This is a genomic window from Streptomyces sp. NPDC006296 (assembly GCF_040613235.1).
GTDB lineage: Bacteria > Actinomycetota > Actinomycetes > Streptomycetales > Streptomycetaceae > Streptomyces.
Map to the genome: position 1 here is coordinate 103,573 of NZ_JBEXRT010000019.1, position 24,587 is coordinate 128,159.

Sequence of the window (24,587 nt, forward strand, 5' to 3'; positions counted from 1 at the left end):
ACAAGGGACCGAGGAGCGCGGCCACCGTCCGCTGAGAGGGAGGTGGAGGGGCGTGCGAAGTCGACCCGGTGACCCGGATCGCCAGAAGAAGTGTACGGGACCCGCCGGGTGCCGGGTGACGGCGATGTCCACAACCGCCCGGCCGTCCACAGATCCCGGCCATGATCCCCGCGCAGGCGGCCTCCGGGAGATCGTTCCCTTCATGTGCCGCTCCCCTGGAACGACCGTCGGCCGGCCCCTCCGCGCCCGCCCGGCCGCACCTCCCACACCCGGCCCCCGCCAGGCCGCCCCGCGGGCGCTGCCCCTGGCGGCCGCACTGCTGGCCGCACTGCTCGCAGCCCTGCCGGGACCGACCGCCGCGCTGCTCACAGCCGTACCGGAAGGCATCTCCGTGGAGGCGCAGGCAGCACCGCCGGACCGGGCCGCCCCCGGGGCGGCTGCACACGCCGGGCCCCCGGCGTCGATGTCCGTACCCGCGCGGGTACGGACACGGGCGCGGGCCTCGGCCACGTATCAGCCGGGGCAGGAACCCGCGCCGCCGGGCGACCGCGTCTGGCCGATCGGCGGCAGGACCCGGCCCCTGGTCGTGCGGGGCTGGGAGCCGCCCACCGGCCCCTACGGGCCGGGCCACCGCGGAGCCGATCTGGCCGCGCCACCGGGCACCCCGGTGCTGGCGGCGGCCTCGGGCCGGGTCGCCTTCGCGGGGCCGGTGGCGGGACGCGGGGTGGTGTCCGTCGATGTGGCCGCGAGCGGGGAGCCTCCCCTCCGCTTCACCTACGAGCCGGTGCGGCCGCAGGTCGGCAAGGGCGACCGGGTGACCGCGGGGCAGGTGGTGGGCGTGGTCGGGTCCGAGCCGTCCCACTGCTCCTCGGGCTGCCTGCACTGGGGCCTGCGGCGCGGGGAGGTCTACCTCGACCCGCTGTCGCTGCTGCCCCCGTCACTGCTGCGACGGGGCCCGTCCCGGCTGCTGCCGGTCCTCGGCGTACCGCTCCCGGAGACAGAGCCCGACACATCGGTCCCGGATGACACGTCGGTCCCGGATGACGGGTCGGTCCCGGGGACAGTGGCCGACGCAGCACTCCCCCGCGCGGGCGCCTTCACACGGCTTCCGCAGGCAGGGGCCGACCCAGCGTTCCCGGGCGCGGGCGCCTCCGCGACTCGGCCGCAGGCAGGGGCCGACACGGCGTTCCCCGAGCCAGGCACCTTCGCGCGGCATCGGCAGGCAGCGGCCGACGCAGCACTCCCGGGCGCGGGCGGCTCCGCGACGCGGCCGCAGACAGGACCGGCGCACCGCGTCCGGGCACGCGCGCGCCCCGAGCCGCTCAGCCCCGAACGCCGCGCAGGATCATGGCGACGGCCGTGTCCGCGACGGTGCCCGGCTCCTCCGCCGCGCCCAGCTCGATCCTGCGCACGGCTGCGTCCACGGAGCCCTGCAGCAGCATGGCCGCGAGCCTGGGCTCGGTGTGGCCCAGGTCGGCGAGGGCCTCGACGATCATCGCGATGAGCCCGCCGTGCGCGGCGCGGATCTTCTCGCGCGCGCCGGCGTCCAGCTCGCTGGCGGAGATGGCCACCACGGCCCGGTGCCGCCGGTCCCCGACCAGATCGAGCTGCCGTCGCACATAGGCCTCGATCTTGGCCTCGGGCGTACCGGCCCGGTCCATCGCGTTCTCGACCTCGGCGGCCCAGACGGGGAAGTCGACGGCGCACAGCTCCTCGACGACGGCTGCGCGGGAGCGGAAGTACTCGTAGACGGACGACCTCGCGAGGCCGGTGCGCTCGGCGAGGGCGGGGAAGGTCAGCGCCTCCGTACCGCCCTCGGACAGCAGGGAGCGCGCGGCGTCCAGGAGGGCGCCGCGCTGCATGGTCCGGTGCTCGGCCACGGAGGCCGCTCGAATCCTGGGCACCCGCCCACTCTACGGCGGAGCAGGTCCGCGAGAGGGGCCGCGTCCGTGTCCGGTCGTCCGGAACCGCCGCGGCTCAGCGTCCCGCGTCGGCCAGCTTCGCGCGGAGCTGGAGCACCGACTTGGTGTGGATCTGACTGACCCGGCTCTCCGTCACGCCGAGGACGTTGCCGATCTCGGCGAGGGTGAGGCCCTCGTAGTAGTAGAGCGTGACCACGGTCTTCTCCCGGTCGGGAAGGGTGTTGATGGCGCGTGCGAGCAGCCGTCTGAGCTCGCGGTCCTCGGCGACCTCGACCGGATTGTCGGCGGCGGTGTCCTCCAGGGTGTCCATCAGGCTCAGCCGGTCGCCGCCCTCACCGCCGACGTGCAGCAGCTCCTCCAGCGCCACCACGTTGGCGAGTGACAACTGACTGAAGACCGAGTGGAGTTCCTCCAGCGCGATGCCCATCTCCGAGGCCACCTCGGCCTCCGACGGGGTGCGCCGGAACCGCGCCTCCAGCGTCGCGTAGGCGCGCTCGACGTTGCGCGCCTTCTGCCGCACGGACCGGGGGATCCAGTCCAGCGCCCGGAGTTCGTCGATCATCGCGCCGCGGATCCTGGTGATCGCGTAGGTCTCGAACTTGATGGCGCGCTCGATGTCGAACTTCTCGATGGCGTCGATCAGCCCGAAGACACCGGACGAGACGAAGTCCGCCTGTTCCACGTTGGACGGCAGCCCCACGCTGACCCGGCCGGCGACGTATTTCACCAGGGGCGAGTAGTGCAGGATCAGCTGCTCGCGCAGCCGCCCGTCGCCGGTGGTCTTGTACGAACGCCACAACTCGTCGAGCGAGGAGGGGGCGGGAGGGCGCACAGTGCCACGCGCAGCCGGTGGTACTGCCGCGCGGTCAGACCCGGAGGTGTGCTGGGGCATGTGGTGCCTTGAGCCGTTCTGCCGTGACGTGCGGGGACGTGTCTCTGGGGCGGATTCCTTGTGAGCGTAGCGTGACTGAGGTGTTGCGTTGCGCGCAGGACGAGGGGGGTGCACGGTGCGATGACGGTGCCGATACGCCGTCGTACCCTCGTCTTTCGACGGGTCCGACGACGGGGATCACCACCGCTCGCACCACCTCCCCAGAGCCTGACCGGGCACTGCCGAGGTCGTCGGCATCACCTTTTCACCCGAATGCTCCGGATCAAGCACCGCCTCGCCGCGCGTCCCCATTGCATGTGCGTCCGGGCGTCAACCTCCATCCGTCGCCCTCGCGTTCGACGAACCCCAGTGAGTGGAGTTCGTACAACCGCCCGAGGGCTTCATCCGTGGACACCGCTGCCCTCCGGGCCACCTCCCGGCCGCCCGCCACCCCCGTCGCCGGGAGGGCGTCCAGCACCTGGAGAGCGGCGGTGCCGAGCGCGTCCGTCGGCAGGACGCGGCCCCTCCGGGCCGGGGCGAGCTCGCCCATCTCCCCCACGAGCTCGACGATTTCGGCCGCATCGGTGACCAGGGTCCCCTCACCGCGGAGGAGTTCGTGCACCCCGGCCGAGAGGCCGCTGGTGGCCGGGCCAGGAACCCCCATCGTGAAGCGCCCCAGGCGCTGTGCGTTCCGTGCGGTGACCAGTGAACCGCTGCGGTATTCGGCCTCCACCACCACGGTGCCCCGTGTGAGAGCCGCGATCACTCTGTTCCGCAGGATGAACCTGGTGCGTGTCGGATGCTCCGAGGGCGGCAGTTCCCCCAGGACGACGCCCTGTTCGGCGATGCGTCCGATCAGCTCGGCGTGCCCCCGCGGGTAGGCGACGTCCACCCCGCAGGCCAGCACCGCCATGGTCGCCCCGCCCGCGGCCAGCGCCCCGCGGTGGGCGGCGCCGTCCACCCCGAACGCGGCGCCGGAGACGACCACCCAGCCCCGCTCGGCCAGGCCGGCGGCGAGCGTCGCGGCCATGTGCGCGCCGTACGGGGTGCATGCCCGGGCGCCGACCAGGGCGACCGAGCGCAGTGCCCAGAGGCGCAGGTCGGACCGGCCGCGCGCCCAGAGGCCGATGGGCCGCGCGTCGCCCAGGTCGTCGAGCTGGCTGGGCCACTCCCGGTCACCGGGGCAGACGAACCGTCCGCCGGCCGCGGCCGCCTCCGCGAGGTCCCTCCCGGGGTCGGCGCTCGACGCCCGCAGCCGGTACCCGGCGAGCCTCGTCGGCGTCATCCCCTCGATCGCCCGCCCGGGGCCGTCCACACCGGTGAGACGGCGCATCAGCTCGACGGGCCCGAGCTCGCGGATCCAGCGGCCGCCACGCTCGTCCCCCGGCTCGAAGACCCGGGTCAGGGCCGCACGCGCCAGCCGCTCCCGCTCCCCGCCGGGCGGCGGGGCGCTCACAGGGCACCGGCCCGCAGCGGAACCCCCCGCTGGATGCCCGTACGCAGCTCCAGCGCGACCGCGACGTCCGAGGCGTCCGGACGGTCGGCGCCCCTGAGGTCCGCCACGGTCCACGCCACACGCAGGACCCGGTCGAGGCCGCGGGCCGTCAGGACACCGCGCTCCATGTCGCGCTCGGCGGCCATCAGGGCTCCCGGGGCGGCGACCAGCCGTCTGCGCAGCTCGTGACCGGGCACTTCACTGTTGGTCGTCCACGGGGTGCCCGCGAGCCGTTCCGCCGCGCGGCCCCTGGCCTCCAGAACCCGTGCGGCCACCTCGGCCGAGGACTCGCCGCGCCCGCCGCCCCCCATGAGGTCGGCCCTGCCGACCGGCTCGACCTCGACCCGCAGGTCCACCCGGTCGAGCAGCGGGCCCGACAGCCGCGCCTGGTAGCGGCGGACCGCGGAGGGCGGGCATTCGCACCCCGCACCGGCCAGGGTGTGCCGGCCGCAGGGGCAGGGGTTCGCGGCCAGGACCATCAGGAAGCGCGCGGGCAGCCGGACGACGCCGGCCGCCCGCGCCACCACCACGTGTCCGGACTCCAGGGGCTGGCGCAGCGCGTCCAGGGCCCGCACCGAGAATTCGGGCGCCTCGTCCAGGAAGAGGACGCCCCGGTGCGCCAGCGACACCGCCCCCGGCCTGGGCAGGCCGTTCCCCCCGCCGATCAGCGACTGCATCGTCGCCGAGTGGTGGGGCGCGCAGTACGGCGCCGCACCGATCAGCGGTTCGCCCGGCGGGAGGATCCCCGCGACGGAGTGGACGGCCGTCACCTCCAGGGACTCCTGCCGGGACAGCGGCGGCAGGATCGCCGTGAGCCGCTCGGCCAGCATGGTCTTCCCCGCCCCCGGCGGCCCGGAGAGCAGCAGGTGGTGTCCTCCCGCGGCGGCCACCTCCAGGGCCGTGCGCGCCCGGGCCTGGCCCGCGACGTCGGCCAGGTCGGGGCGGTGCCCCGAGCCGACGGCGGACGGGGGTGTCAGCCCCGTGCCCAGGCCGGCGCCCGGCACCATCAGCCCGGCGAGCATCGTGTCGGGGCGGCCGCGGTCGGTGTCCGGTTCCTCGGGCACCGGTTCGTCGCCGAGGACGGCGATCAGCTGGCGCAGGCTGCGCACCCCGAGCACCGAGACCCCGGGGACGAGGGCGGCCTCCCCCGCGGTCTGCTCCGGGACGACGACGTGCCGGTATCCGGCCTCCGCCGCCGCGAGCACCGCGGGCAGCACCCCGCGCACCGGGCGTACCCTGCCGTCGAGGCCGAGCTCCCCGATCATCACCACGTCGGCGATGGCGGCGGGGTCGATCCGCTCGGCCGCCCCGAGGATCGCGCACGCCACCGCGAGGTCGAATCCCGAACCGCTCTTGGGCACGGAGGCCGGGGACAGGCCCACCGTGAGCTTCTTCTGCGGCCACTCGGCGCCGGAATTGACGACCGCGGCCCTGACCCGGTCCCGGCTCTCCACCAGGCTCTTGTCCGGAAGGCCCACGAGCGTGAACGCCGCCACCCCCGGCTCCAGGTCGGCCTGGACCTCCACCACCACGCCCTCGACGCCGACCAGCGCCACCGAGCAGGCCCGCGCGAACCCCATCAGGCCACCCCCCGCACATGCTCGACGACCGGGGCGCCCCGCCGGGGCACCAGCACCCCGACCAGATCGATCCGGGCGCCGCCCGGCGGCGGCCCGCCGTGGCCGTCGAGCCAGAGGCCGGCCAGCCTGCGGAGCCGGTCGGCCTTGACGGGTGTGACGGCCTGCATCGGGTGCTCGAAAGAGCCCTCCCTGCGGGCTTTCACCTCGCAGAAGACCATCGCGTCGCCGTCTCTGGCGACGATGTCGATCTCTCCCGCGCGACAGCGCCAGTTGCGCTCCAGCACGGTCATACCGGCTGCCGCCAGCAGCCGTGCGGCCAGATCCTCGCCGTACCGCCCGAGTGCCCCCCGTGCGTTCATGTCGGCACCACCTCCGGCAGCGACTCTGCCGCGCACCGTCCGACCCGTTGGATCTTGGTGGAAAACCTGCTGAATGTGGAAAACCCGGCCACTCGTACGAGTGAACCGGGGGCGCGGATGGCCCTGCCGAAATCAGCCGGAATCAGATGGTTTCATCCAGCTTTTGCCAGGTCTTTCCGGGAGCAGCAGGGAGCCGCGGCAATCAGCGGAAGGAGCCGGCATCCCGGGGATCAGCCGGCCGGCAGTTCGAGATCGCTCTTGTTGAGCTCCTCGATGTTCACGTCCTTGAACGTCAAGACCCTGACCTGCTTGACGAACCGGGCGGGCCTGTACATGTCCCAGACCCACGCGTCCGCCATGGAGACCTCGAAGAACACCTCACCCTGGACCGAGTGCACCTGCATCTCGTAGTCGTTGGTGAGATAGAAACGCCGCTCGGTTTCGATCACGTATTTGAACAGCCCGACGACGTCGCGGTACTCCCGGTAGAGCTTCAGCTCCATCTCGGTCTCGTACTTCTCGAGGTCCTCGGCGCTCATGGCATGTTCCCCTTCAGCCGTGCGTCCCCCTATTGTGCGTCAGCCCCGCGCGCCCCTGGCCGATTAGACGATTTCGGGGGCGAGAACCAGCGGCACACTCGGGGGACCCTCGTCGAGCAGCGTGCGCAGCAGCCCGGCGAGCCTGGTCGGATACACCGTCTCACGCGTGGCCAGAAGTTCGGCGGAAGTCCACCACCTCAGACCGGCGACACTGCGCCGCTCCAGCTCGGTGAGGCCCGTCTGGTCGGTGGCCGTCTGCGTGGTGCGGGCCAGGAAGTACCACTCGTCCTGGTCCCAGCGTCGCCCGTCGAAGGGGAAGGAGCAGGTCCTCGTCCACAGCGGCGGGCCGAGCGAGACCTCCGTGATCCCCGTCTCCTCGGCGAGTTCCCGCAGGGCGGCCCGCTCGCGGGTCTCGTCGCCCTCCAGGCCGCCGCCCGGGGTGAACCACCAGTGGTCCGACGGGTTCGCGGGCTCGAATCCGTGCAGCAGCAGGATCCGGTCGTCCGGGTCCAGCAGCACCACCCGGGCGACCCTGCGCGTCTCAGCGGGCACCGGCGGACTCCTTCGGCCGTCCCGCCCTGCGCGCGGAGCGTGCGGAGAGCGGGCCGTGGGCGGCGCCGCCCAGGATGAGCACCGCACCCACCGCGACGGCGGCCACCTGCAGCGGCAGTGGGCCCTCTCGCGACACGCCGCCGGGCAGGGCCGCGAAGGCCGCGGGCCGGCCGATCATGCCGTTCAGGGGCCAGGCCACGGCGTCCACGCGCGCCTCGACGGCACCGCGCGGCACCGAGCCCTGGCCCGGGTCCTCCAGGTGGACCCGGGAGTCCATGGAGGTGCTGCGCTGGTCCCCCAGGAGGAAGAGCTGGCCCGCGGGGACGTCGGCCGTGAAGTCCTGGGGGGAGGCGGGAGCCGTCCCGTCCGCCGTGATGAGCGACGAGGCGCCCGCCGCCCGCAGATACGGTTCTGCTATCGGCTCGCCGTTGACGGTGAGCCGGCCGGCCTCGTCACAGCAGGCGACCTTGTCCCCGCCCACACCGACGACCCGCTTCACCATGGGGACGTCGCCCCACGTCGAGTCGGTGAAGACGACGACGTCACCGCGGCGCACGTCACCGCCGTCCACCCGCTCCGCGAGGACCCGGGCGCCGGCGTTGATCGTCGGCGTCATCGAGTCGGTCGGCACGGTGTACGGCTTGTACACCACCGCCCCCCAGGCGAACCCGCCGAGGAAGAGCACACAGCCGACGGCCACGGCCAGGTTCGACAACGTGGTGCCGAGCCGGCCGCGGCCGTCGTGACGTCCTGATCCACTCATCCCAGCGCTCCCCCATCGGAGATCGACAATCGCTGATCCGAGTCGGCACCCTACCCGGCGGTATGCCCGCGGGTAAGCCTGCGGCGCCGCCAGAACACGAGGGGCAGCGCTCCGGCCACTCCCAGTGCTCCCGGCACCGCGACCGAGGCGGCGGCGTTCAGACCGGGCTGGTCGAAGGTCTTCGGGACCGGCAGGGTCGCCCAGCGGTTCACGGGCCAGGCCACGACGACCGCGCGACCGACGACCTCGTCCGTGGAGACCGTGCCCTGGCCGGGGAGCTCCTGGTGGTAGCGGGAGTCCAGCGAGTTCTGCCGGTGGTCGCCCATCACCCAGATCCGGCCCTCGGGCACGTTGATCGGTCCGAACGGCTCGTCGTCGCAGGCGCTGTTCCCGGCGAAGATGAAGGACTTGTCGTCCAGCGCCTTGCCGTTGACCGTGACCGGGCCGTTCTTCTTGCACTCGACCGTGTCACCGCCGACCGCGATGACCCGCTTGATCAGGTCCTTCTCCTCCGCGGACGGCATCAGCCCGATGAAGCTCAGGAACTTCTGCGCCGCGTTGGGCTCGGGCGTCGCCGTGTCCTCCAGCCAGCCGCCCGGGTCGTGGAAGACCACGACCTCGCCGCGCTCCGGCTCCGCGCCGAACCACGGCGTCAGCTTGTCGACCAGCACCCGGTCGCCCCGCTGCAGGGTGTTCTGCATGGAGTCCGAGGGGATCGAGAACGCCTGCACCAGGAACGTCTTGATCAGCAGCGCGAGAACGAGCGCGACGCCGATGAGGATCGGCAGCTCCTTCCAGAACGAACGTGGCTTCTTCACCGCACCACCGCCACCGTCCGGGGACCCGCCGTCACTCTCCGCCTCCGCCGGGACGCCGCGGCCCGAAGACCCGTCCTCGGGTTCGTCGTGTCCGGATCGTGCGCCGACCGCCAAATCCCCCACATCCACTCCTCACTCCGTGCCACCGCCCGCGCCCGATCCGGCGCAGGCCCACCACTCCCATAACGAGCGGGAGTTCCGCAGGGGTCGGGAGCAGGACCATTCCGTTGGGATCCTGGGAGGACACACTATTCGACGGGGCACTCCCGGCCGTCTCTCCGGCGCCGCCCTCAGGGACGGTGGCGTACGTTCCGGGCTCCTCCAGCCTGCGCCAGTGCCCGAACGGCCAGGCGATCACCACGGCCCTCCCGACGACCTCGTCCTCCGACACCGTGCCGTTTCCCGGTTTGTCGAGATGGAACCGGGAGTCCGCGGAGTTCGACCGGTGGTCGCCCATCACGAAGATCCGGCCCGGCGGAACCTTTACCTCGAATTGGAGCGTGGACGGGACATCGCCGGGATTCAGATAGGGCTCGTCGAGCGCCACGCCGTTGACCGTGACCCTGCCGTCGGTGCCGCAGCACTTCACGGTGTCGCCCCCGACGGCCACCACCCGCTTGATCAGGTCCTGCTCGTCCTCCGAGGGCAGCAGCCCGATGAAGGTCAGCAGTTCCTTGACCTGTTTCACCCCGGCGGGCGGATCCTCGGCGGGAGCGCTCTCCTGCTGCAGCCAGCCGCCCGGGTCCTTGAAGACGACCACGTCGCCGCGCTCCGGCTCGGAGCCGAACCAGGGGGTGAGCTTGTCCACCAGCACCCGGTCACCGATCCGGATGGTCTGCTCCATCGACCCGGAGGGGATCACGAAGGCCTGGACGAGGAAGGTCTTGAGGAACAGCGCGATCAGCAGGGCCACCAGGACCAGGAGGGGGATCTCCTTGACCGCGGAACGCCGCCTGCGGCGTTTCACCTTGCGGGCCAGCTTCCGGCGCTCCGCCCGGGTGGGCAGCGAACGGGCGGTGGGCGGCCTCGGCCCGGTGGGAGGCTGCGGGTCCGGGTCCGGTGCTCCGCGTCTGCGCCCCCGGTTACCCATGGTGCGCGTCCGGCGGCCGTATCCCGGTGAAGGCGTCGGTGCCCTCCAGGGAGCCGAGCCTGCCGAGCGGCCAGCCCAGCCAGTCGACCCGCCCGATCACCCGCTCGACGGGCACCATGCCGCCCCCGGGCTGCCCCAGGTGATCGCGGGAGTCCCGTGAGTTGCTGCGGTGGTCGCCCATCATCCACAGCCTGTCATCGGGCACCACGATGTCGAAGGCCACGTCGGACGGGCGGTCGCCGGGGTGCAGGTAGGTCTCGTCCACGGCGGCGCCGTTCACCCGGAGCCTCCCCCGCTGGTCGCAGCAGACCACCCGGTCGCCCCCCACGCCCACCACCCGCTTCACGAAGTCGGACCCGGCGGGTTCGGTCAGCCCCAGGGACGCGACGGCCCCGCGCAGCAGTGCGCCGACGGCGTTCTCCTCCGGCTCCTCCTGGAGGAAGGACCCGGTGCCGTCGAAGACCACCACGTCGCCGCGCCGCGGCTCGGAGCCGAAACGGTACGCCAGTTTGTTCACGAGGACCCGGTCCCCGACCCGCAGCGTGGGCTGCATCGAGCCGCTGGGTATCAGGAAGGGCTGCAGCACGAAGGCGCTGAAGAGCAGCAGGGCGACCGTGCAGAGCATGCCGAGGAAGACGGTCCGGCCCCAGGACACCGGTCCGGCCTGCCGGTCCCGGACATGCGTGGAGCGCGACCCCTCCTCCGGCCCGTCCGCGGGGCCGGAGGAGCGATCGCGCTCCGTGTGCTGTGCTTCGGTGTCCATCGGGGCCGAATCCTATCGGGCCCTGCTGTGGACGCCGGAGGTGAATCAGCGGTCGCGCTTCTCCTTGATCTTCGCGGCCTTGCCGCGCAGCTCACGGAGGAAGTACAGCTTGGCGCGACGGACGTCACCGCGGGTGACGAGCTCGATCTTCTCGAAGATCGGGCTGTGCACCGGGAAGGTGCGCTCGACGCCGACGCTGAAGGAGACCTTGCGGACCGTGAAGGTCTCGCTGACGCCCGAGCCCTGGCGGCGGATGACGACGCCCTTGAACTGCTGGATACGGGAGCGGTTGCCCTCGATCACGCGCACGTGGACGTTGACGGTGTCACCCGGGCGGAAGGCCGGGAGGTCGGTACGGAGCGAGGCGGCGTTGACGCCATCGAGCAGGGAGGTCATGGTGTCTGCTTTCTTCGCCGATGCCACAGGTCATCGACGGGAGAGAGTGAGGTTCGGATGCCGTTCCCGCCGGGCGGGCGTCTGTCCCCCTGTGGCAGGGGCGCTCACCGGACGTACGGCGGAGCTATTCTTCCACGGCCTCGGGCCTGCGCCAAAATCGCCCGTCGGGCGCGGGGGACCAGCCGAGGATGGACAGCATCTCGCGGTCCTTCTTGTCGAAGCCGGACGCCTCGCAGCGCTCGATGAGATCGGGCCGGTGCAGGGCGGTACGGCGGAACGCCTCGTCCCGCCGCCAGCGCGCGATCCGGCCGTGGTGGCCGCTGAGCAGCACCTCGGGGATGCCGCGGCCGCGCCACTGCGGGGGCTTCGTGTAGACCGGGCCTTCGAGCAGGTCGGCCATGGCGCCGGGCGCGAAGGAGTCGTCGCGGTGCGACTCGGCGTTGCCGAGCACACCGGGCAGCAGCCGGGCCACGGCCTCGGTGATCACCAGGACGGCGGCCTCCCCGCCCGCCAGGACGTAGTCGCCGATGGAGACCTCGACGACCGGCATGCGGGTGGCGTACTCGTCGGTCACCCGGCGGTCGATGCCCTCGTAGCGGGCCGGGGTGAAGACCAGCCAGGGGCGTTCGGAGAGTGCGACGGCCAGCTCCTGGGTGAAGGGCCGCCCGCTGGGTGTCGGCACCACCAGGACCGGGGAGTGCGCCCCGGACTCGTACCCCTCGGCCAGCGCCTCGTCCAGCGCCTCGCCCCAGGGTTCGGTCTTCATGACCATGCCGGGGCCCCCGCCGTAGGGGGTGTCGTCCACGGTGTGGTGCCGGTCGTGGGTCCAGTCCCTGAGGTCGTGGACGTGTACGTCGAGGCTGCCGCGGGCCCGCGCCTTGCCGACGAGCGAGACGTTCAGCGGGTCGAGGTACTCGGGGAAGATCGTGACGACGTCGAGCCGCATCAGGCGTCGCCCTCCTTCCGCTGGCCGGCGGCGGCCGTCCCGTCCTCGCCGGCGTCCCGCGCGGAGGCGATCACGGCCTCGCCCTCGTCGATCAGACCCGGCGGCGGCGTGATGACGACGCGCTGCTCCTCCAGGTCGATCTCGGTGACGATCTCCTCGACGAACGGGATCATCACCTCGCTGCCGTCCGGGCGTTCCACGATGAAGAGGTCCTGGGAGGGCAGGTGCGAGATCTCGGTGATCCGGCCGATCTCGCTGCCGTCGGCGAGGACGACGTCGAGGTCCATCAGCTGGTGGTCGTAGAACTCGTCCGGGTCGTCGGGGAGTTCCTCCGGGTCCACCTCCGCGATCAGCAGGGTGTTGCGCAACGCCTCGGCGGCCGTGCGGTCCCGTACGCCCTCGAACCGCAGCAGCAGCCTGCCGCTGTGCACCCGGCCGGTCTCGATGGTCAGCGGCCCGGTGCCGGCGGGCTCCGTGGCCAGCACGGCCCCGGGCCCGAGCCGGAGTTCGGGCTCGTCGGTGCGCACCTCGACGGTGACCTCGCCCTTGATGCCGTGGGCGCGGCCGATCCGCGCAACTACCAACTGCACGCTGTCTCTCCCGGTGATCTTCTGCTGAGGAGGCGGTCATGTACGGACGACAAAGGCCGGGGACGGCTCGAAAGCCCTCCCCGGCCCCGGCCGGTGTTCAACTCTTCAGCGAACCTGGTCCACATCGACGAGGTCGACACGGATTCCACGTCCGCCGATGGCACCCACGACGGTACGCAGGGCACGTGCGGTGCGGCCGTTGCGGCCGATCACCTTGCCGAGGTCGTCGGGATGGACCCGGACCTCCAGCACGCGTCCACGGCGCAGGTCGCGCGAGGCGACCTGCACATCGTCGGGGTTGTCGACGATGCCCTTCACGAGGTGCTCAAGAGCCTCCTCGAGCATGCTCAGGCCTCGGTCGACTCGGTGGACGCGGCTGCGTCAGCCGAGTCGTCCGCCTTCTTGTCCGACTTCTTGGCCTTCTGGGTGATGGCCTCACCCTTGGCCTCGTCGCCGTCCGCGGCCAGGGCCTCGAACAGGGCGCGCTTGTCGGCCTTGGGCTCGGGCTGGAGCAGCGGCGCGGGGGCCGGGAGGCCCTTGTGGGCCTGCCAGTCACCGGTGAGCTTCAGGATCGCGAGAACCGGCTCGGTCGGCTGGGCGCCGACGGACAGCCAGTACTGCGCGCGCTCCGAGTTGACCTCGATGCGGGAGGGGTTCTGCACCGGGTGGTACAGGCCGATCTCCTCGATGGCCCGGCCGTCACGGCGGGTACGGGAGTCGGCGACGACGATGCGGTAGTGAGGCGAACGGATCTTGCCCAGACGCTTCAGCTTGATCTTGACTGCCACGGAAGTGGTGTCTCCTGGTCTATGACGTGGTTGGGCACAAAAGATGCCACGTGGGGTTGCGGTACTCGGGTGCCCGATGGACGCGTCAGCCGGAGGAGAGAGGGGTCCTGTGCGACTGTCGAGTACAGCTGACCATTGTGCCACACCACAGGGGGTCACCCCACCGCGACCGCTGCTTCCGGGATACGGAAGGGCTTGCCGCAGCCGCCGCAGACGATCGGGGCCTGGGCCAGGACCGAGGGGACGACGCGGACGTTGCGCCCGCAGTCGCAGACGGCCTTGACCCGCACGCCCCCTCCGGAGGAGCCGTGCCGGGCGGCGGGGCCGCGGAACGAGCGCTTGGTGTCCGCGGCGGTCGCCACGGTGTGCGCCTTGAGCGCCCGCTGCAGCCGCTCCGTGGTCGGGCGGTATCTGCGTCTGGCCTCGGGATTCAGCGTCACCAACGAGAATCCGCTGCTGGGGTGGGGCTCCTCGGCGTGGTCGAGGCCCAGCTCCTCGGCGATCGCGAGGAAGCGTCGGTTGTGGTAGCGGCCGGCGCGGGAGGTGTCCCGGACACCTCGCGCGGCGGCGATGCCGTGGACTGCCTCGTGGAGCAGCCGTTCGAAGGAGAGCTCGGCGCCACAGGCGGACGAGGACTCTCCGATCAGGGACTCTGGCGCGGCGAGATCGGGCAGCTCGGGGTGGTACCGCTGAATGTCGGCCCACGCCTGTGCCAGCTCTGCGGCAAGTACAGGTGGTGTCGTGCTCACGTCGTGACAACGAGCCGGGGTGCTCCGGTGTTCCTATTCCGGGCCATCCCAAATAATTTACACGTACCAGTCAGTTGCCCTTGATGCGTCCGGACGAGGGCGGGTGCGCAGATCAGCGGAGGACTCTCACAGCTCACACCAAGGTGGTACGTAGCAACGCGTACGCACCGGCGTGGACGGGCGCCCCGCGGGTGACACTACCCGGCACGGAGCGCCGGCCGCGCACCGGTCGCGGCCAGCGGGGACGGCGCTCGACGTGCTGCGTCCCGCGTGTCGGGTCAGACTGTGAACACGCGGGCGGCGGGCGCGCCGTTCACGGCGCCCGCGGCGGTCACGTGGCGCCGGGGGCGCACGACCGGAGCACGCACGCACTGTCATCCCACCCCGTCCGACCCCTGGACGGGACCGCCGTCGCGGAGTTCCCTGGCTCACGGGGGCTGTGGGCACACCTCGCACAGCACGGACATGGGGGACCTCACTCGGGTACGACCGACCTCACGGCGGATTGGGGCGCATTCCATGACACCAACGCTCGTCCGGCACCACCGGCACGCGGACGCGTCCGCTCCGGTGGACGCCGGTACCCGCGCCCGTGACTGGGCCGAGATCCAGGAGCGCATGCTGGCACCGCTCTACGGGGCGGTGTACGAGCGCCTCGAAGTCGGGGCCGGCACGCGGATGCTCTCCCTCGGCTGCGGTTCCGGGCTCGCGCTGCTGATCGCGGCCTCGCGCGGGGCGCGCGTCACCGGCGTAGACCCCGACCGCGAGCGGCTCGCGCTGGCCCGTGAGCGGTTCGCCGCCGGCTCCGGGCCCGGCGCTCCCCCCGGGCGCACGGACCACCGGGCGCGGCTCGTGGACCGCGTCCCGGGCGCCGTCCCTGCGGGCGAGGCCCCGTACAACCTGCTGACCGCCTTCCAGCCGATCGGCTGCGCCGCCGAGGACCTGGAGGATCATGCGGCCGCGCTGGCCTCCGCCGTGCCGCTGGCCGTGCGCGGCGCCACGGTGGTGCTGGCCGGCTGGGGGCCGCCGGAGCGCTGTGCCACCGCGCCGGTGCTGCGGGTGGCGGCCGGGCTCGCCGGGTCGGCGCGCGATCCGCGCTCCGGGAACGGCTGGCGGCCGGCGCTCCGGGACGATCTGGAGGAGGTCGCGGCGCGGGCCGGGCTCAAGCCGGACGGCTCGGGCCGGGTGTCCTGCCCGTTCGGCTACGCGGACATGGACAGCGCGGTGCGCGGCCTGCTGTCGACCGGGCTGTTCGACACGGCGATCCGGGCCACCGACCGCATCCAGGTGGAGAAGGAGATCGGCGAGGCCCTGCACCCGCACCTGCGGCCGGACGGCACGGTGTGGATGCCGAACGTCTTCCGCTACCTGGTCTGCGTGACCTGACGGGAACGCGCAGGGGCGCCCCGCCGAGCGGGGCGCCCCTGCGTCCGTGCGGTGGGCCGGTCAGCCCATGAACTTCTTGAACTCGTCCGGCAGTTCGAAGTTCTTGTCCTGGGCGGGCAGGTCGAACGCGCCGCCCTGGGCCGCCTGCTCGCGGCGGGCCGCGGCGGCCTGCTCCTCGGCCTTGCGCTTCATCGGGTTGCCGCTCTTGCGCTTGCCCTTGGCCTGCTTGACCTGCTTCTTCTGACGGCCGGGGCCGCCGCCCATGCCCGGCATGCCGGGCATCCCGGGCATGCCGCCGCCCTGGGCCATCTTCGACATCATCTTGCGGGCCTCGAAGAAGCGCTCCACGAGGTTCTTCACCGCGGAGACCTCGACACCGGAGCCCTTGGCGATACGGGCACGACGCGAGCCGTTGATGAGGGTCGGCTCGGCGCGTTCCTTCGGGGTCATCGACTTGATGATCGCGGCGGTGCGGTCCACGTCGCGCTCGTCGATGTTGTTGATCTGGTCCTTGATCTGCCCCATGCCGGGCAGCATCCCGAGCAGCTTGGAGATGGAGCCCATCTTCCTGACCTGCTCCATCTGCGCCAGGAAGTCGTCGAGCGTGAAGTCCTTGCCCTTGCTGGACGCCAGCTTGGAGGCCATTTTGGCGGCCTCTTCCTGGCTGAAGGTCTTCTCCGCCTGCTCGATCAGGGTGAGCAGGTCACCCATGTCGAGGATGCGGGACGCCATGCGGTCGGGGTGGAAGGCGTCGAAGTCCTCGAGCTTCTCACCGTTCGACGCGAACATGATCTGCTTGCCCGTGACGTGCGCGATCGACAGCGCGGCACCACCGCGTGCGTCGCCGTCGAGCTTGGAGAGCACCACGCCGTCGAAGCCGACGCCGTCGCGGAAGGCCTCGGCGGTGTTGACCGCGTCCTGGCCGATCATGGCGTCGACGACGAAGAGGATCTCGTCGGGGCTGACGGCGTCGCGGATGTCCGCGGCCTGCCGCATCAGTTCCTCGTCGATGCCGAGGCGGCCGGCGGTGTCGACGATGACGACGTCGTGGACCTTGGCCTTGGCGAACTCGATGGAGTCCTTGGCCACCGCGACCGGGTCACCGACGCCGTTGCCCGGCTGCGGCGCGTAGACCGCCACGCCCGCACGGTCGGCGACGACGCTCAGCTGGTTGACGGCGTTGGGGCGCTGGAGGTCGCAGGCGACCAGCAGCGGGGAGTGGCCCTGGGCCTTGAGCCAGAGGCCGAGCTTTCCGGCGAGGGTGGTCTTGCCCGCGCCCTGGAGGCCGGCGAGCATGATCACGGTGGGCGGGTTCTTGGCGAACCGCAGCCGCCGGGTCTCGCCGCCGAGGATGCCGATGAGCTCCTCGTTGACGATCTTGACGACCTGCTGGGCGGGGTTCAGCGCCTGGGAGACCTCGGCGCCGCGCGCCCGCTCCTTGATGTTGGCGATGAACGCGCGGACGACGGGGAGGGCGACGTCGGCTTCGAGCAGGGCGATACGGATCTCGCGAGCCGTGGCGTCGATGTCCGCCTCGGACAAGCGGCCCTTGCCCCTGAGGTTCTTGAAAGTCGCGGCAAGGCGGTCGGAGAGAGTATCGAACACGGCGCTCGTCGGTCCTCAGGGTCGGGGGCAGGTGGTGTCGGTGTCTAGAGTATCCGGCCCGTGCAAACGTCGGCCCTCACCGGTCGCACTCGACCGGCGAGGGCCGGGATCCCCGCAGCGGCGGCGCGCACCCGGCGACCCCCGGAGCGCCGCACCGTGGACGCCGGGAACCGCCCCCGGAGCGGGAGAGCGGGGGCGGTACGGGTACGGGCTCCCCCGGCCCCGAGGAATCAGGGACGGGCTCCCCCGGCCCCACGGGATCGGGCACGGCGCGTCACGGCCTCACTTCAGCGCTTCCTCCAGCGTCCTCGCCAGGGCGGCCGCCTCGGCCGCGGGCAGCGGCCTGCCGTCCTCGCGCGTGACGTAGACCGTGTCCACCGCGTTCGCCCCCAGTGTCGACACGTGTGCGCTGCGCACCCGGACCGCGCTGTGCTCCAGGGCCCGCCCGATCCGGTGCAGCAGCCCGGGGGCGTCCTGGGCGCGGACCTCGATGACCGTGGCCAGGCGCGAGCCGGCGGCGGCGACGGTCACCCTGGGGGGCGGGGCCTTGACCCCGCGCCGCCGCGGGTAGGCCGCCTCGCGTTCGGCGAGCCTGGCACGGATGTCCAGGGAGCCGTCCAGGGCGCGTACGAGGTCGGCGCGCAGCCGGGCGGCCTGCGGGAGCGAGCCGTACTCGGCCGCGACCCGCCAGCTGAGCACCAGCACCCCGGCCGTCTCGCCGAGCTCGGTGGGCAGCTCGACGGCCCGCAGGTCGGCGGCGCGCACGGTGAGCCGGTGCAGGGCGAGGACCCCGGCCGCCGCGGGCAGGACTCCGGGGCGGTCGGGCAGGGCGATGAGGAGTTCGACGCCGACTGGTTCGGGTCCGCCGTCCTCCGCGGCCGGTTCGGGCCGGGTGTGCAGGGACAGGACGGGCCCGCCGGTGCGCAGGGCCTCGACGGCGAGGCGCTCCTGTTCGGCGCTCGGGGCGAGGGGCTCCGGCGTCGGCGGTTCCTCGCCCGCCAGGAGGGCGGCGACGCGTGCCACCAGGTCGGCGACGAGGGAGGCACGCCAGGAGCTCCACGCGGCCGGCCCGGTGGCCAGCGCGTCGGACTCGGTGAGCGCATGCAGGAGTTCCAGGGTGGAGGCGCTGCCGACGGCGGTGGCGACGGAGCGGACGGTCGCCGGGTCGTCGAGATCGCGGCGGGTGGCGGTGTCGACGAGCAGCAGGTGGTGGCGCACGAGCGTGGCGACGACGCCCACGTCCTGCTGGTCGAAGCCGATGCGCGCGGCCATGTCGCGGGCGATGACCTCGCCCGCCACGGAGTGGTCCCCGGGCCAGCCCTTGCCGATGTCGTGGAGCAGGGCGGCGACCAGCAGGAGGTCGGGGCGGCCGACGCGGCGGGTGAGGTGGGAGGCGCGGACGGCCGTCTCGACGAGGTGGCGGTCGACGGTCCAGGTGTGGACGGGGTTGCGCTGCGGCCGGCAGTGCACGCGTTCCCAGTCGGGCAGCAGGCGGGTGATGATGCCCTCCGCCTCCAGCGCTTCCCACACGCCGACGGTCGCCTCGCCGGCGCCGAGCAGGGTGACGAGCTCCTCGCGGGCCTGCGGGGGCCAGGGCACGGGCAGCGGCTGGGCCGCGGTGCCCAGGTGGCGGACCAGGTGGCGGGAGAGCGGCAGTCCGGCCTCCGCCGCCGCCGCGGCGGCCCTGAGGGTGAGCAGGGGGTCGCGTTCGGGGCGGGCGGAGCGGGCGAGGACGACCTCGCCGTCGGCCTCGACGACGCCCTCGGCGAGCGGGGTGCGTTCCGGTGCGGGCTTCGCGCCGCCGAGGAGCGTGCGCAGCCTCGGCCGCGCGGACCGGGCGCGCAGGACGCGGTTGACCTCGCGCCAGGTGACGTCGGTGGCGTAGGAGACGGTGCGGGCGGCCTCGTAGACCTGGCGCAGCAGGGCGTCGGCGTCGAGCAGGCCGAGCGCTCCGGCGACCTGGTCCTGCTCCTGGAGGGCGAGGCGGTCGGTGGCCCGGCCGGTGGTGAGGTGGAGCGCGTCGCGCGCGTCGAGGAGCGTGCGGCGGGCCTCCGCGAGCCCCTCGCGGGGGGCGTCGGCGACCCAGGAGGCGGCGACGGCGCGCAGCGCGGTGGCGTCGCGGAGACCGCCGCGGGCCTCCTTGAGGTCGGGTTCGAGCAGGAACTGCAGCTCGCCCGCCCGTCCGGCCCGTTCGCGGCAGAGCTCGTCGAGGGCGGGGAGGCGCTTGGGAGCCTGGTTGCGCCAGTCGGCGAGGACCGCGGTCCGCAGTCCGGCGACGAGGCCGAGGTCTCCGGCGACGGGGCGCGCGTCGAGCAGCCCGAGCTGGACCTTGAGGTCCTCCCCCGCCGTCCGGCGCGCCTCGGCCGGGGTGCGCACGGAGTGGTCGAGGGCGAGGCCGAGGTCCCAGACGGGGTACCAGATCCCGTCCGCGAGCGCGGCGAGCGCGGCGGCGTCGGCCGTGCCGTCGTGCAGGAGCAGGAGGTCGAGGTCGCTGCGCGGCGAGAGCTCGCCGCGTCCGTAGCCGCCGACGGCCACGAGGGCGGCGCCGCGGACACCGGCCCGTTCGGCGGCCGAGGCGAACAGCCCGGTGAGCCATTCGTCGGTGAGCCGGGCCAGGGCGGCACGGCGCGGCGGCCCGGACTGCGCCTCCTGCTGGAGGAGGTGCAGCCGGGCCGCCGCGTAGCCGCTGGGTTCCGAGTCCTCGGTTCCGGTCGTCACTTCGGTGCTCGTCACCCGGCTGCCTTTCCGTTCACAGGGACCGTCGGTCAGAGTGCGTCCGGGCCGCGTTCCCCGGTGCGGACGCGGATCGCGGTGTCGACGGGGACGCTCCAGACCTTGCCGTCACCGATCTTGCCCGTCCGGGCGGCCTTGACCACCACGTCGATGAGCTGTTCGGCGTCCTCGTCCTCGACGAGAACCTCGATGCGGATCTTCGGGACGAGGTCGACGGTGTACTCGGCACCGCGATAGACCTCGGTGTGCCCGCGCTGACGCCCGTAGCCGCTGGCTTCCGTGACCGTGAGGCCCTGGACGCCGAAGGCCTGGAGGGCCTCCTTGATCTCGTCCAGTCGGTGCGGCTTCACGACTGCGGTGATGAGCTTCATGCGTCCACCTTCTTGTTCGTCGTCGGGGCGGCCGTCGCAGCGGTGGTGCGGGGGGCGGAGCCGCCGCCCGCGCCGCTGTAGTCGTACGCCGTCTCGGCGTGCTCGACCTGGTCGATGCCGGAGATCTCGTCGTCCTCGTCGACCCGCATCCCGATGGTCCGGTCGAGGACGAACGCCAGGGCCGCGGAGACGACCAGGGAGTAGGCGAGGACCGCGAAGACGCCGACGGCCTGCTTGCCCAGCTGGTCGAGCCCGCCGCCGTAGAAGAGGCCCTTGGCGTCGGACTGGACGCCTCCGGTGGCGAAGAAGCCGACGAGGAGGGAGCCGAGGATACCTCCGACGAGGTGGACGCCGACGACGTCCAGGGAGTCGTCGTAGTTGAACCGGTACTTGAGGCCGACGGCCATGGCGCACAGGACACCGGCGATGACGCCGATCGCGATGGCGCCGAGCGGGCTGACGGAACCGCCCGCGGGGGTGATGGCGACGAGGCCGGCGACGGCACCGGACGCGGCACCGAGGGTGGTGAAGGAGCCGTGCCGGATCTTCTCGTAGGCGAGCCAGCCGAGGACCGCGGCACCGGTGGCGACCTGGGTGTTGACGAACATGACCGCGCCGACGCCGTCGTCGTTGCCGAGCCAGGAGCCCGCGTTGAAGCCGAACCAGCCGAACCACAGGAGGGCCGCGCCGAGCATGACGAGCGGCAGGCTGTGCGGCCGCATCGGGTCCTTCTTGAATCCGATCCGCTTGCCGATGACGAGGATCACGCCGAGAGCCGCCGCACCGGCGTTGATGTGGACCGCCGTGCCGCCGGCGAAGTCGATGACGCCCATCTCGAAGAGCCAGCCGCCGGCGCCCCAGACCCAGTGCGCGACCGGGAAGTAGACGACGGTGACCCACAGGGTGATGAACAGGGCCCAGGAGGTGAACTTGACGCGGTCGGCGAGGGCGCCGCTGATCAGGGCCGGGGTGAGGACGGCGAACATCATCTGGAAGACCGCGAAGACGTACACCGGGATGGTGTAGCCGTCCCAGAGTTCGGTGACGCCGATCCCGCTGAGGCCGACGAAGTCCGAGCTCCAGCCGATGACGGAGCCGATGTCGCTGCCGAAGGCGAGACTGAATCCGTAGAGCACCCACAGGATCGTGACGATCCCGAGGCTGATGAAGCTCATCATCAGCATGTTCAGGGTGCTCTTGACGCGGACCATGCCTCCGTAGAAGAAGGCCAGACCCGGGGTCATGAGCATCACCAGCGCGGAGCAGATGAGCATGAACCCTGTGTTGGCGGCAGACAGCTCGGGGGCGTCTGCGGCAAGCGTCGTGATGCCTGGGGGCATCGGCGTCTCCTCGTCGTCGGTGCGGCCACGTGCGGGGGTTGCGGGACCACGGTGAAAAGGTGCGGGCCGGTTATGCGCCACGACGTTCGCGCAGCGCGGTTTCCACGGATGCCGCACGGTGTTTCACCGCAGTGACGAAGAGGCCCGGCGTGTTACGCGCCGGTGAACCGGGGGTGGCGGACCCGCTCGGGTGCCTACCATGCTGCCTGCGCCGCATACGGTGCGGCGGAGACGCCCGCAGACGTGAACCGGCCACGACGGCGACCCGCTGACCTGGCGATGGGGGAGCCGAGTCGGGTGGTACGGGGAGGCCGTCGTGGCCGGTGTCCGGGGGACCCGTCAGACCGCTTCGGCGGTCTCCGGGAGCTGCTCGGTGAGCAGGTCGGTGAGCCGGGCGACCTCGGGGATGTCCCCGAAGTCCCTGGCAGCGGTGTCGACGGTCTTGCGGAGCCTGGTGTTGACGCGCTCCGAGCGGACCTTCTTGGCGATCTTCAGGGCCCTGGTGGCGAGGACGGTCGACTCCTCGGGCTCGCGCTGCAGGAGGTGCACGGTGGCCATGCCGATCAGGTTGAGCGCGTAGGACCGCTGGTGCTCGGCGTCCTCGCCGAAGAGCTCCACCGCGCGGGCCATGACGGGCTCGGCCAGCGAGGCGTACGTGGGGCTGCGGCCGGCGACATAGGCCAGGTCGCGGTAGGAGTGGGCGTTCTCCCCGTGCAGTTCGGCGTCGGAGAAGAAGCGGATCCAGTCGGGCTCGGACTCGGCGTCGAGGACGGCGTCGGCGAAGGTGTCCTCGGCCATCCGGACGGCTCGCTTGCACTTGCTCGGCTGGCCCATGTTGGCGTAGGCGCGCGCCTCCATCGCATACAGCATGGCCTGGGTCCGGGCGGTGGCGCAGTCGCGGCTGCCGTACTGGGCGAGGTGGATGAGTTCGAGTGCGTCGTCGGGCCTGCCGAGGTGGATCATCTGGCGGCTCATGCTGGAGAGGATGTAGGAGCCCAGCGGTTTGTCGCCCGCTTCCTTGGAGGCGTGCAGGGCGAGCACGAAGTACTTCTGGGCGGTGGGCTGGAGACCGACGTCGTAGCTCATCCAGCCGGCGAGCTCGGCCAGTTCGGCCGCGCAGCGGAAGAGGCGCTTCGCGGTGTCCTGCGGCTGCGGTTCCTGGAGGAGGTCGGTGACCTCGTGGAGCTGGCCGACGACAGCCTTGCGGCGCAGGCCGCCGCCGCACTGGGCGTCCCACTGGCGGAACATCGCCGTGGTCGACTCCAGCAGGTCGAGCTCGGGGGCGGAGAGCCGCGAGGCCCGGCTCTCGGCGGTGGGCAGCTCGGGCTCCGGGTGCCCGGGGCGGCTGACGGGCACCAGCCAGCGCTGCATGGGCTCGATGAGGGTGGGGCCGGCGGCCAGCGCGAGGGAGCTGCCGAGGAAGCCGCGCCGGGCGAGCATCAGGTCGCTGCGGGAGAACTCGCTGAGCAGCGCGACGGTCTGCGGGCCGGCCCAGGGGAGGTCCACCCCCGCCACCGAGGGCGCCTGGTGCGCCGCGCGCAGGCCGAGGTCCTCGACGGAGACGACGGAGCCGAAGCGCTCGGAGAAGAGTTCGGACAGGATGCGCGGGATCGGCTCGCGGGGCTGTTCGCCGTCCAGCCAGCGGCGCACCCGGGAGGTGTCGGTGCTGATGTGGTGGGCGCCCAGCTGGCGGGCCCGGCGGTTCACCTGGCGGGCGAGCTCGCCCTTCGACCAGCCGCTGCGCACGAACCACGAACCCAACTGCCCGTTGGGCTGCTTGCCGGAATTCGTCTCGCCTGCGCCGCTGCCACTCACTGGAACGCCCCCATCCCGCTGAAACCTGTCGCGCGAACCTCTATCAGAATGCCGTGCCTCGGCGCTGTCCGTACGGGCCTTGCGCACCGTCGAACCGGTCGGCGCATTGCCCGAGGCATACTCAACTGCAGATGCAATTGCAGGTTCGAGTACCCACGGTAATCCTACGATCACCGCTGCGGCGAGGGCAGTTGCGGAAACGCCACCATTCGCCACCCCTTCGGGTGAACCCGTTCGACACGGTCCGCGATTCACTTGACAGGCCGCGATCAGAAGCGAGCGGAGTGAAGCATTCAGGGGCGCGCGGTCCTCACCACGCACCTCTGCGACGCCACCTCGCGCGCCGGCGGATCGTCGGCGCGCGAAGCACTTCGCGTACGACGTCGGGCACCGAGGGCTCCGGGTCGTAACCACCGGTGAGTCGGACCCGTTGGAGGGGGCATGGGCTTCACGATCGGCGGCATCCGGGAGATGCGGTCCGGCACACGGCGTCGTGGCCGTGCGGCCGGGGCGACCGCGGTGGCCGAGTACACAGGACGCTGGGGCTGGGCGGTGGCTCCGGGAGCGCGCGCGGCGGGAGGCGTCTGCTCGTGCGGCGATCCCGGCTGCGCCGCACCCGGAGCGCACCCGCTGGACTTCGCCCGGGAGGTGCCTCCGGGCACCGGCCCCGAATCGGCCGCGGTCGCCTGGGCGGAGGTGCCGGGCGCGGCGATGCTGCTGCCCGTCGGCCGGACCTTCGACGTGCTCGACGTCGCGGAGGGCCCGGGACGGCAGGCCCTGGTGCGGATGGAGCGCATGGGGCTGCCGCCGGGGCCGGTCTCGGTGACACCGGGCGGCCGCGCGCAGTTCTTCGTCGCCCCGGGGGCCGCGGCGGGGCTGCCCGGGCTGCTCTACCGGATGGGCTGGGACGACGCCTGCCTCGACCTGCGGGCGCTGGGCCCCGGCACGTACGTCACCGCTCCCCCGTCCGATCGGGGCGGGCTGGGCCCGGTCCGCTGGCTGCGCCCGCCGGACCCGGACACGGCCGCCGCTCCCCCGCAGGCACGGCTGCTGCTGGGCACCCTCGCCTACGTGTGCCACCGCTGGTGAACGCCGGAGGGCGGTGAACCCCCTCCG

At 72.5% G+C, this 24,587-nt stretch carries 24 protein-coding genes and 1 pseudogene; 3 read left to right on the forward strand and 22 right to left on the reverse strand.

The window, feature by feature from the left end; genetic code table 11:
* Positions 1-298 precede the first annotated feature (298 nt).
* A pseudogene (locus tag ABZ172_RS16025) lies at positions 299-994 on the forward strand (M23 family metallopeptidase); the annotation flags it as partial.
* Between the two features lie 328 nt (positions 995-1,322).
* On the opposite strand, the gene ABZ172_RS16030 reads toward ABZ172_RS16025, so the two are convergent.
* The 17 genes from ABZ172_RS16030 to ABZ172_RS16110 form a co-directional block, all read right to left on the reverse strand.
* Positions 1,323-1,880 carry a helix-turn-helix domain-containing protein gene (locus ABZ172_RS16030; protein ID WP_356884358.1) on the reverse strand — a complete coding sequence of 186 codons (558 nt, stop codon included), beginning with the start codon at positions 1,878-1,880 and terminating at the stop codon, positions 1,323-1,325.
* Positions 1,881-1,977: 97 nt separating this feature from the next.
* Positions 1,978-2,814, reverse strand: coding sequence for an RNA polymerase sigma factor WhiG (gene whiG, locus ABZ172_RS16035; protein ID WP_356884333.1), 837 nt, complete (start codon positions 2,812-2,814; stop codon positions 1,978-1,980).
* Positions 2,815-3,076: 262 nt separating this feature from the next.
* Positions 3,077-4,249, reverse strand: a complete 1,173-nt coding sequence (gene dprA / locus ABZ172_RS16040; RefSeq protein ID WP_356884334.1) for a DNA-processing protein DprA — start codon at positions 4,247-4,249, stop codon at positions 3,077-3,079.
* Positions 4,246-5,868 carry a YifB family Mg chelatase-like AAA ATPase gene (locus tag ABZ172_RS16045; RefSeq protein WP_356884335.1) on the reverse strand — a complete coding sequence of 541 codons (1,623 nt, stop codon included), beginning with the start codon at positions 5,866-5,868 and terminating at the stop codon, positions 4,246-4,248. The genes dprA and ABZ172_RS16045 overlap by 4 nt, the downstream gene beginning before the upstream one ends.
* Positions 5,868-6,227: a YraN family protein gene (locus tag ABZ172_RS16050; RefSeq protein ID WP_356884336.1), complete on the reverse strand. Its 360-nt coding sequence runs from the start codon at positions 6,225-6,227 to the stop codon at positions 5,868-5,870. Before ABZ172_RS16050 ends, ABZ172_RS16045 begins: the two co-directional genes overlap by 1 nt.
* Before the next feature lie 230 nt (positions 6,228-6,457).
* On the reverse strand, positions 6,458-6,766 hold the full coding sequence (locus ABZ172_RS16055; protein ID WP_356884337.1) for a DUF2469 domain-containing protein: 309 nt from the start codon (positions 6,764-6,766) through the stop codon (positions 6,458-6,460).
* 63 nt (positions 6,767-6,829) lie between these two features.
* Positions 6,830-7,318, reverse strand: coding sequence for an NUDIX hydrolase (locus tag ABZ172_RS16060; RefSeq protein ID WP_356884338.1), 489 nt, complete (start codon positions 7,316-7,318; stop codon positions 6,830-6,832).
* On the reverse strand, positions 7,308-8,081 hold the full coding sequence (lepB, locus tag ABZ172_RS16065) for a signal peptidase I (protein ID WP_356884339.1): 774 nt from the start codon (positions 8,079-8,081) through the stop codon (positions 7,308-7,310). Before lepB (ABZ172_RS16065) ends, ABZ172_RS16060 begins: the two co-directional genes overlap by 11 nt.
* A gap of 50 nt (positions 8,082-8,131) precedes the next feature.
* Entirely contained in the window at positions 8,132-9,013 is an 882-nt protein-coding gene (gene lepB / locus ABZ172_RS16070) for a signal peptidase I (RefSeq protein WP_356884359.1), read from the reverse strand.
* Positions 8,931-9,989, reverse strand: coding sequence for a signal peptidase I (gene lepB, locus ABZ172_RS16075; RefSeq protein WP_356884340.1), 1,059 nt, complete (start codon positions 9,987-9,989; stop codon positions 8,931-8,933). Before lepB (ABZ172_RS16075) ends, lepB (ABZ172_RS16070) begins: the two co-directional genes overlap by 83 nt.
* Positions 9,982-10,752 carry a signal peptidase I gene (gene lepB / locus ABZ172_RS16080; RefSeq protein WP_356884341.1) on the reverse strand — a complete coding sequence of 257 codons (771 nt, stop codon included), beginning with the start codon at positions 10,750-10,752 and terminating at the stop codon, positions 9,982-9,984. Before lepB (ABZ172_RS16080) ends, lepB (ABZ172_RS16075) begins: the two co-directional genes overlap by 8 nt.
* 45 nt (positions 10,753-10,797) lie before the next feature.
* The gene (gene rplS, locus ABZ172_RS16085; RefSeq protein WP_031100562.1) at positions 10,798-11,148 is read right to left on the reverse strand and encodes a 50S ribosomal protein L19; all 351 of its coding nucleotides are present in this window, start codon (positions 11,146-11,148) and stop codon (positions 10,798-10,800) included.
* A gap of 124 nt (positions 11,149-11,272) precedes the next feature.
* Positions 11,273-12,094, reverse strand: a complete 822-nt coding sequence (trmD, locus tag ABZ172_RS16090) for a tRNA (guanosine(37)-N1)-methyltransferase TrmD (RefSeq protein WP_356884342.1) — start codon at positions 12,092-12,094, stop codon at positions 11,273-11,275.
* The gene (gene rimM, locus ABZ172_RS16095) at positions 12,094-12,684 is read right to left on the reverse strand and encodes a ribosome maturation factor RimM (RefSeq protein ID WP_356884343.1); all 591 of its coding nucleotides are present in this window, start codon (positions 12,682-12,684) and stop codon (positions 12,094-12,096) included. The genes trmD and rimM overlap by 1 nt, the downstream gene beginning before the upstream one ends.
* 105 nt (positions 12,685-12,789) lie before the next feature.
* Positions 12,790-13,029, reverse strand: coding sequence for an RNA-binding protein (locus ABZ172_RS16100; RefSeq protein ID WP_014153811.1), 240 nt, complete (start codon positions 13,027-13,029; stop codon positions 12,790-12,792).
* 2 nt (positions 13,030-13,031) lie between these two features.
* Complete coding sequence (gene rpsP, locus ABZ172_RS16105) at positions 13,032-13,472, reverse strand: 30S ribosomal protein S16 (RefSeq protein WP_356884344.1); 441 nt, start codon at positions 13,470-13,472, stop codon at positions 13,032-13,034.
* Between the two features lie 155 nt (positions 13,473-13,627).
* A complete protein-coding gene (locus ABZ172_RS16110; RefSeq protein WP_356884345.1) occupies positions 13,628-14,221 on the reverse strand; it encodes a hypothetical protein in 594 nt (197 codons plus the stop codon).
* 519 nt (positions 14,222-14,740) lie between these two features.
* On the opposite strand from ABZ172_RS16110, the gene ABZ172_RS16115 reads away from it, so the two are divergent.
* Positions 14,741-15,607, forward strand: coding sequence for a methyltransferase domain-containing protein (locus ABZ172_RS16115; protein ID WP_356884346.1), 867 nt, complete (start codon positions 14,741-14,743; stop codon positions 15,605-15,607).
* A gap of 60 nt (positions 15,608-15,667) precedes the next feature.
* Here the strand turns inward: ABZ172_RS16115 and ffh are convergent, their stop codons facing one another.
* The 5 genes from ffh to ABZ172_RS16140 form a co-directional block, all read right to left on the reverse strand.
* Complete coding sequence (ffh, locus tag ABZ172_RS16120) at positions 15,668-17,212, reverse strand: signal recognition particle protein (RefSeq protein ID WP_356884347.1); 1,545 nt, start codon at positions 17,210-17,212, stop codon at positions 15,668-15,670.
* A 282-nt stretch (positions 17,213-17,494) separates the two neighbouring features.
* On the reverse strand, positions 17,495-19,945 hold the full coding sequence (locus tag ABZ172_RS16125; RefSeq protein WP_356884348.1) for a [protein-PII] uridylyltransferase: 2,451 nt from the start codon (positions 19,943-19,945) through the stop codon (positions 17,495-17,497).
* Between the two features lie 32 nt (positions 19,946-19,977).
* The gene (locus ABZ172_RS16130) at positions 19,978-20,316 is read right to left on the reverse strand and encodes a P-II family nitrogen regulator (protein WP_033304048.1); all 339 of its coding nucleotides are present in this window, start codon (positions 20,314-20,316) and stop codon (positions 19,978-19,980) included.
* Entirely contained in the window at positions 20,313-21,656 is a 1,344-nt protein-coding gene (locus ABZ172_RS16135) for an ammonium transporter (RefSeq protein ID WP_356884349.1), read from the reverse strand. Before ABZ172_RS16135 ends, ABZ172_RS16130 begins: the two co-directional genes overlap by 4 nt.
* 339 nt (positions 21,657-21,995) lie before the next feature.
* Positions 21,996-23,471, reverse strand: coding sequence for a hypothetical protein (locus tag ABZ172_RS16140; RefSeq protein ID WP_356884350.1), 1,476 nt, complete (start codon positions 23,469-23,471; stop codon positions 21,996-21,998).
* A 441-nt stretch (positions 23,472-23,912) separates the two neighbouring features.
* Between ABZ172_RS16140 and ABZ172_RS16145 the strand changes: the two genes are divergently transcribed.
* Positions 23,913-24,560: a bifunctional DNA primase/polymerase gene (locus tag ABZ172_RS16145; protein WP_356884351.1), complete on the forward strand. Its 648-nt coding sequence runs from the start codon at positions 23,913-23,915 to the stop codon at positions 24,558-24,560.
* Positions 24,561-24,587: the final 27 nt, after the last annotated feature.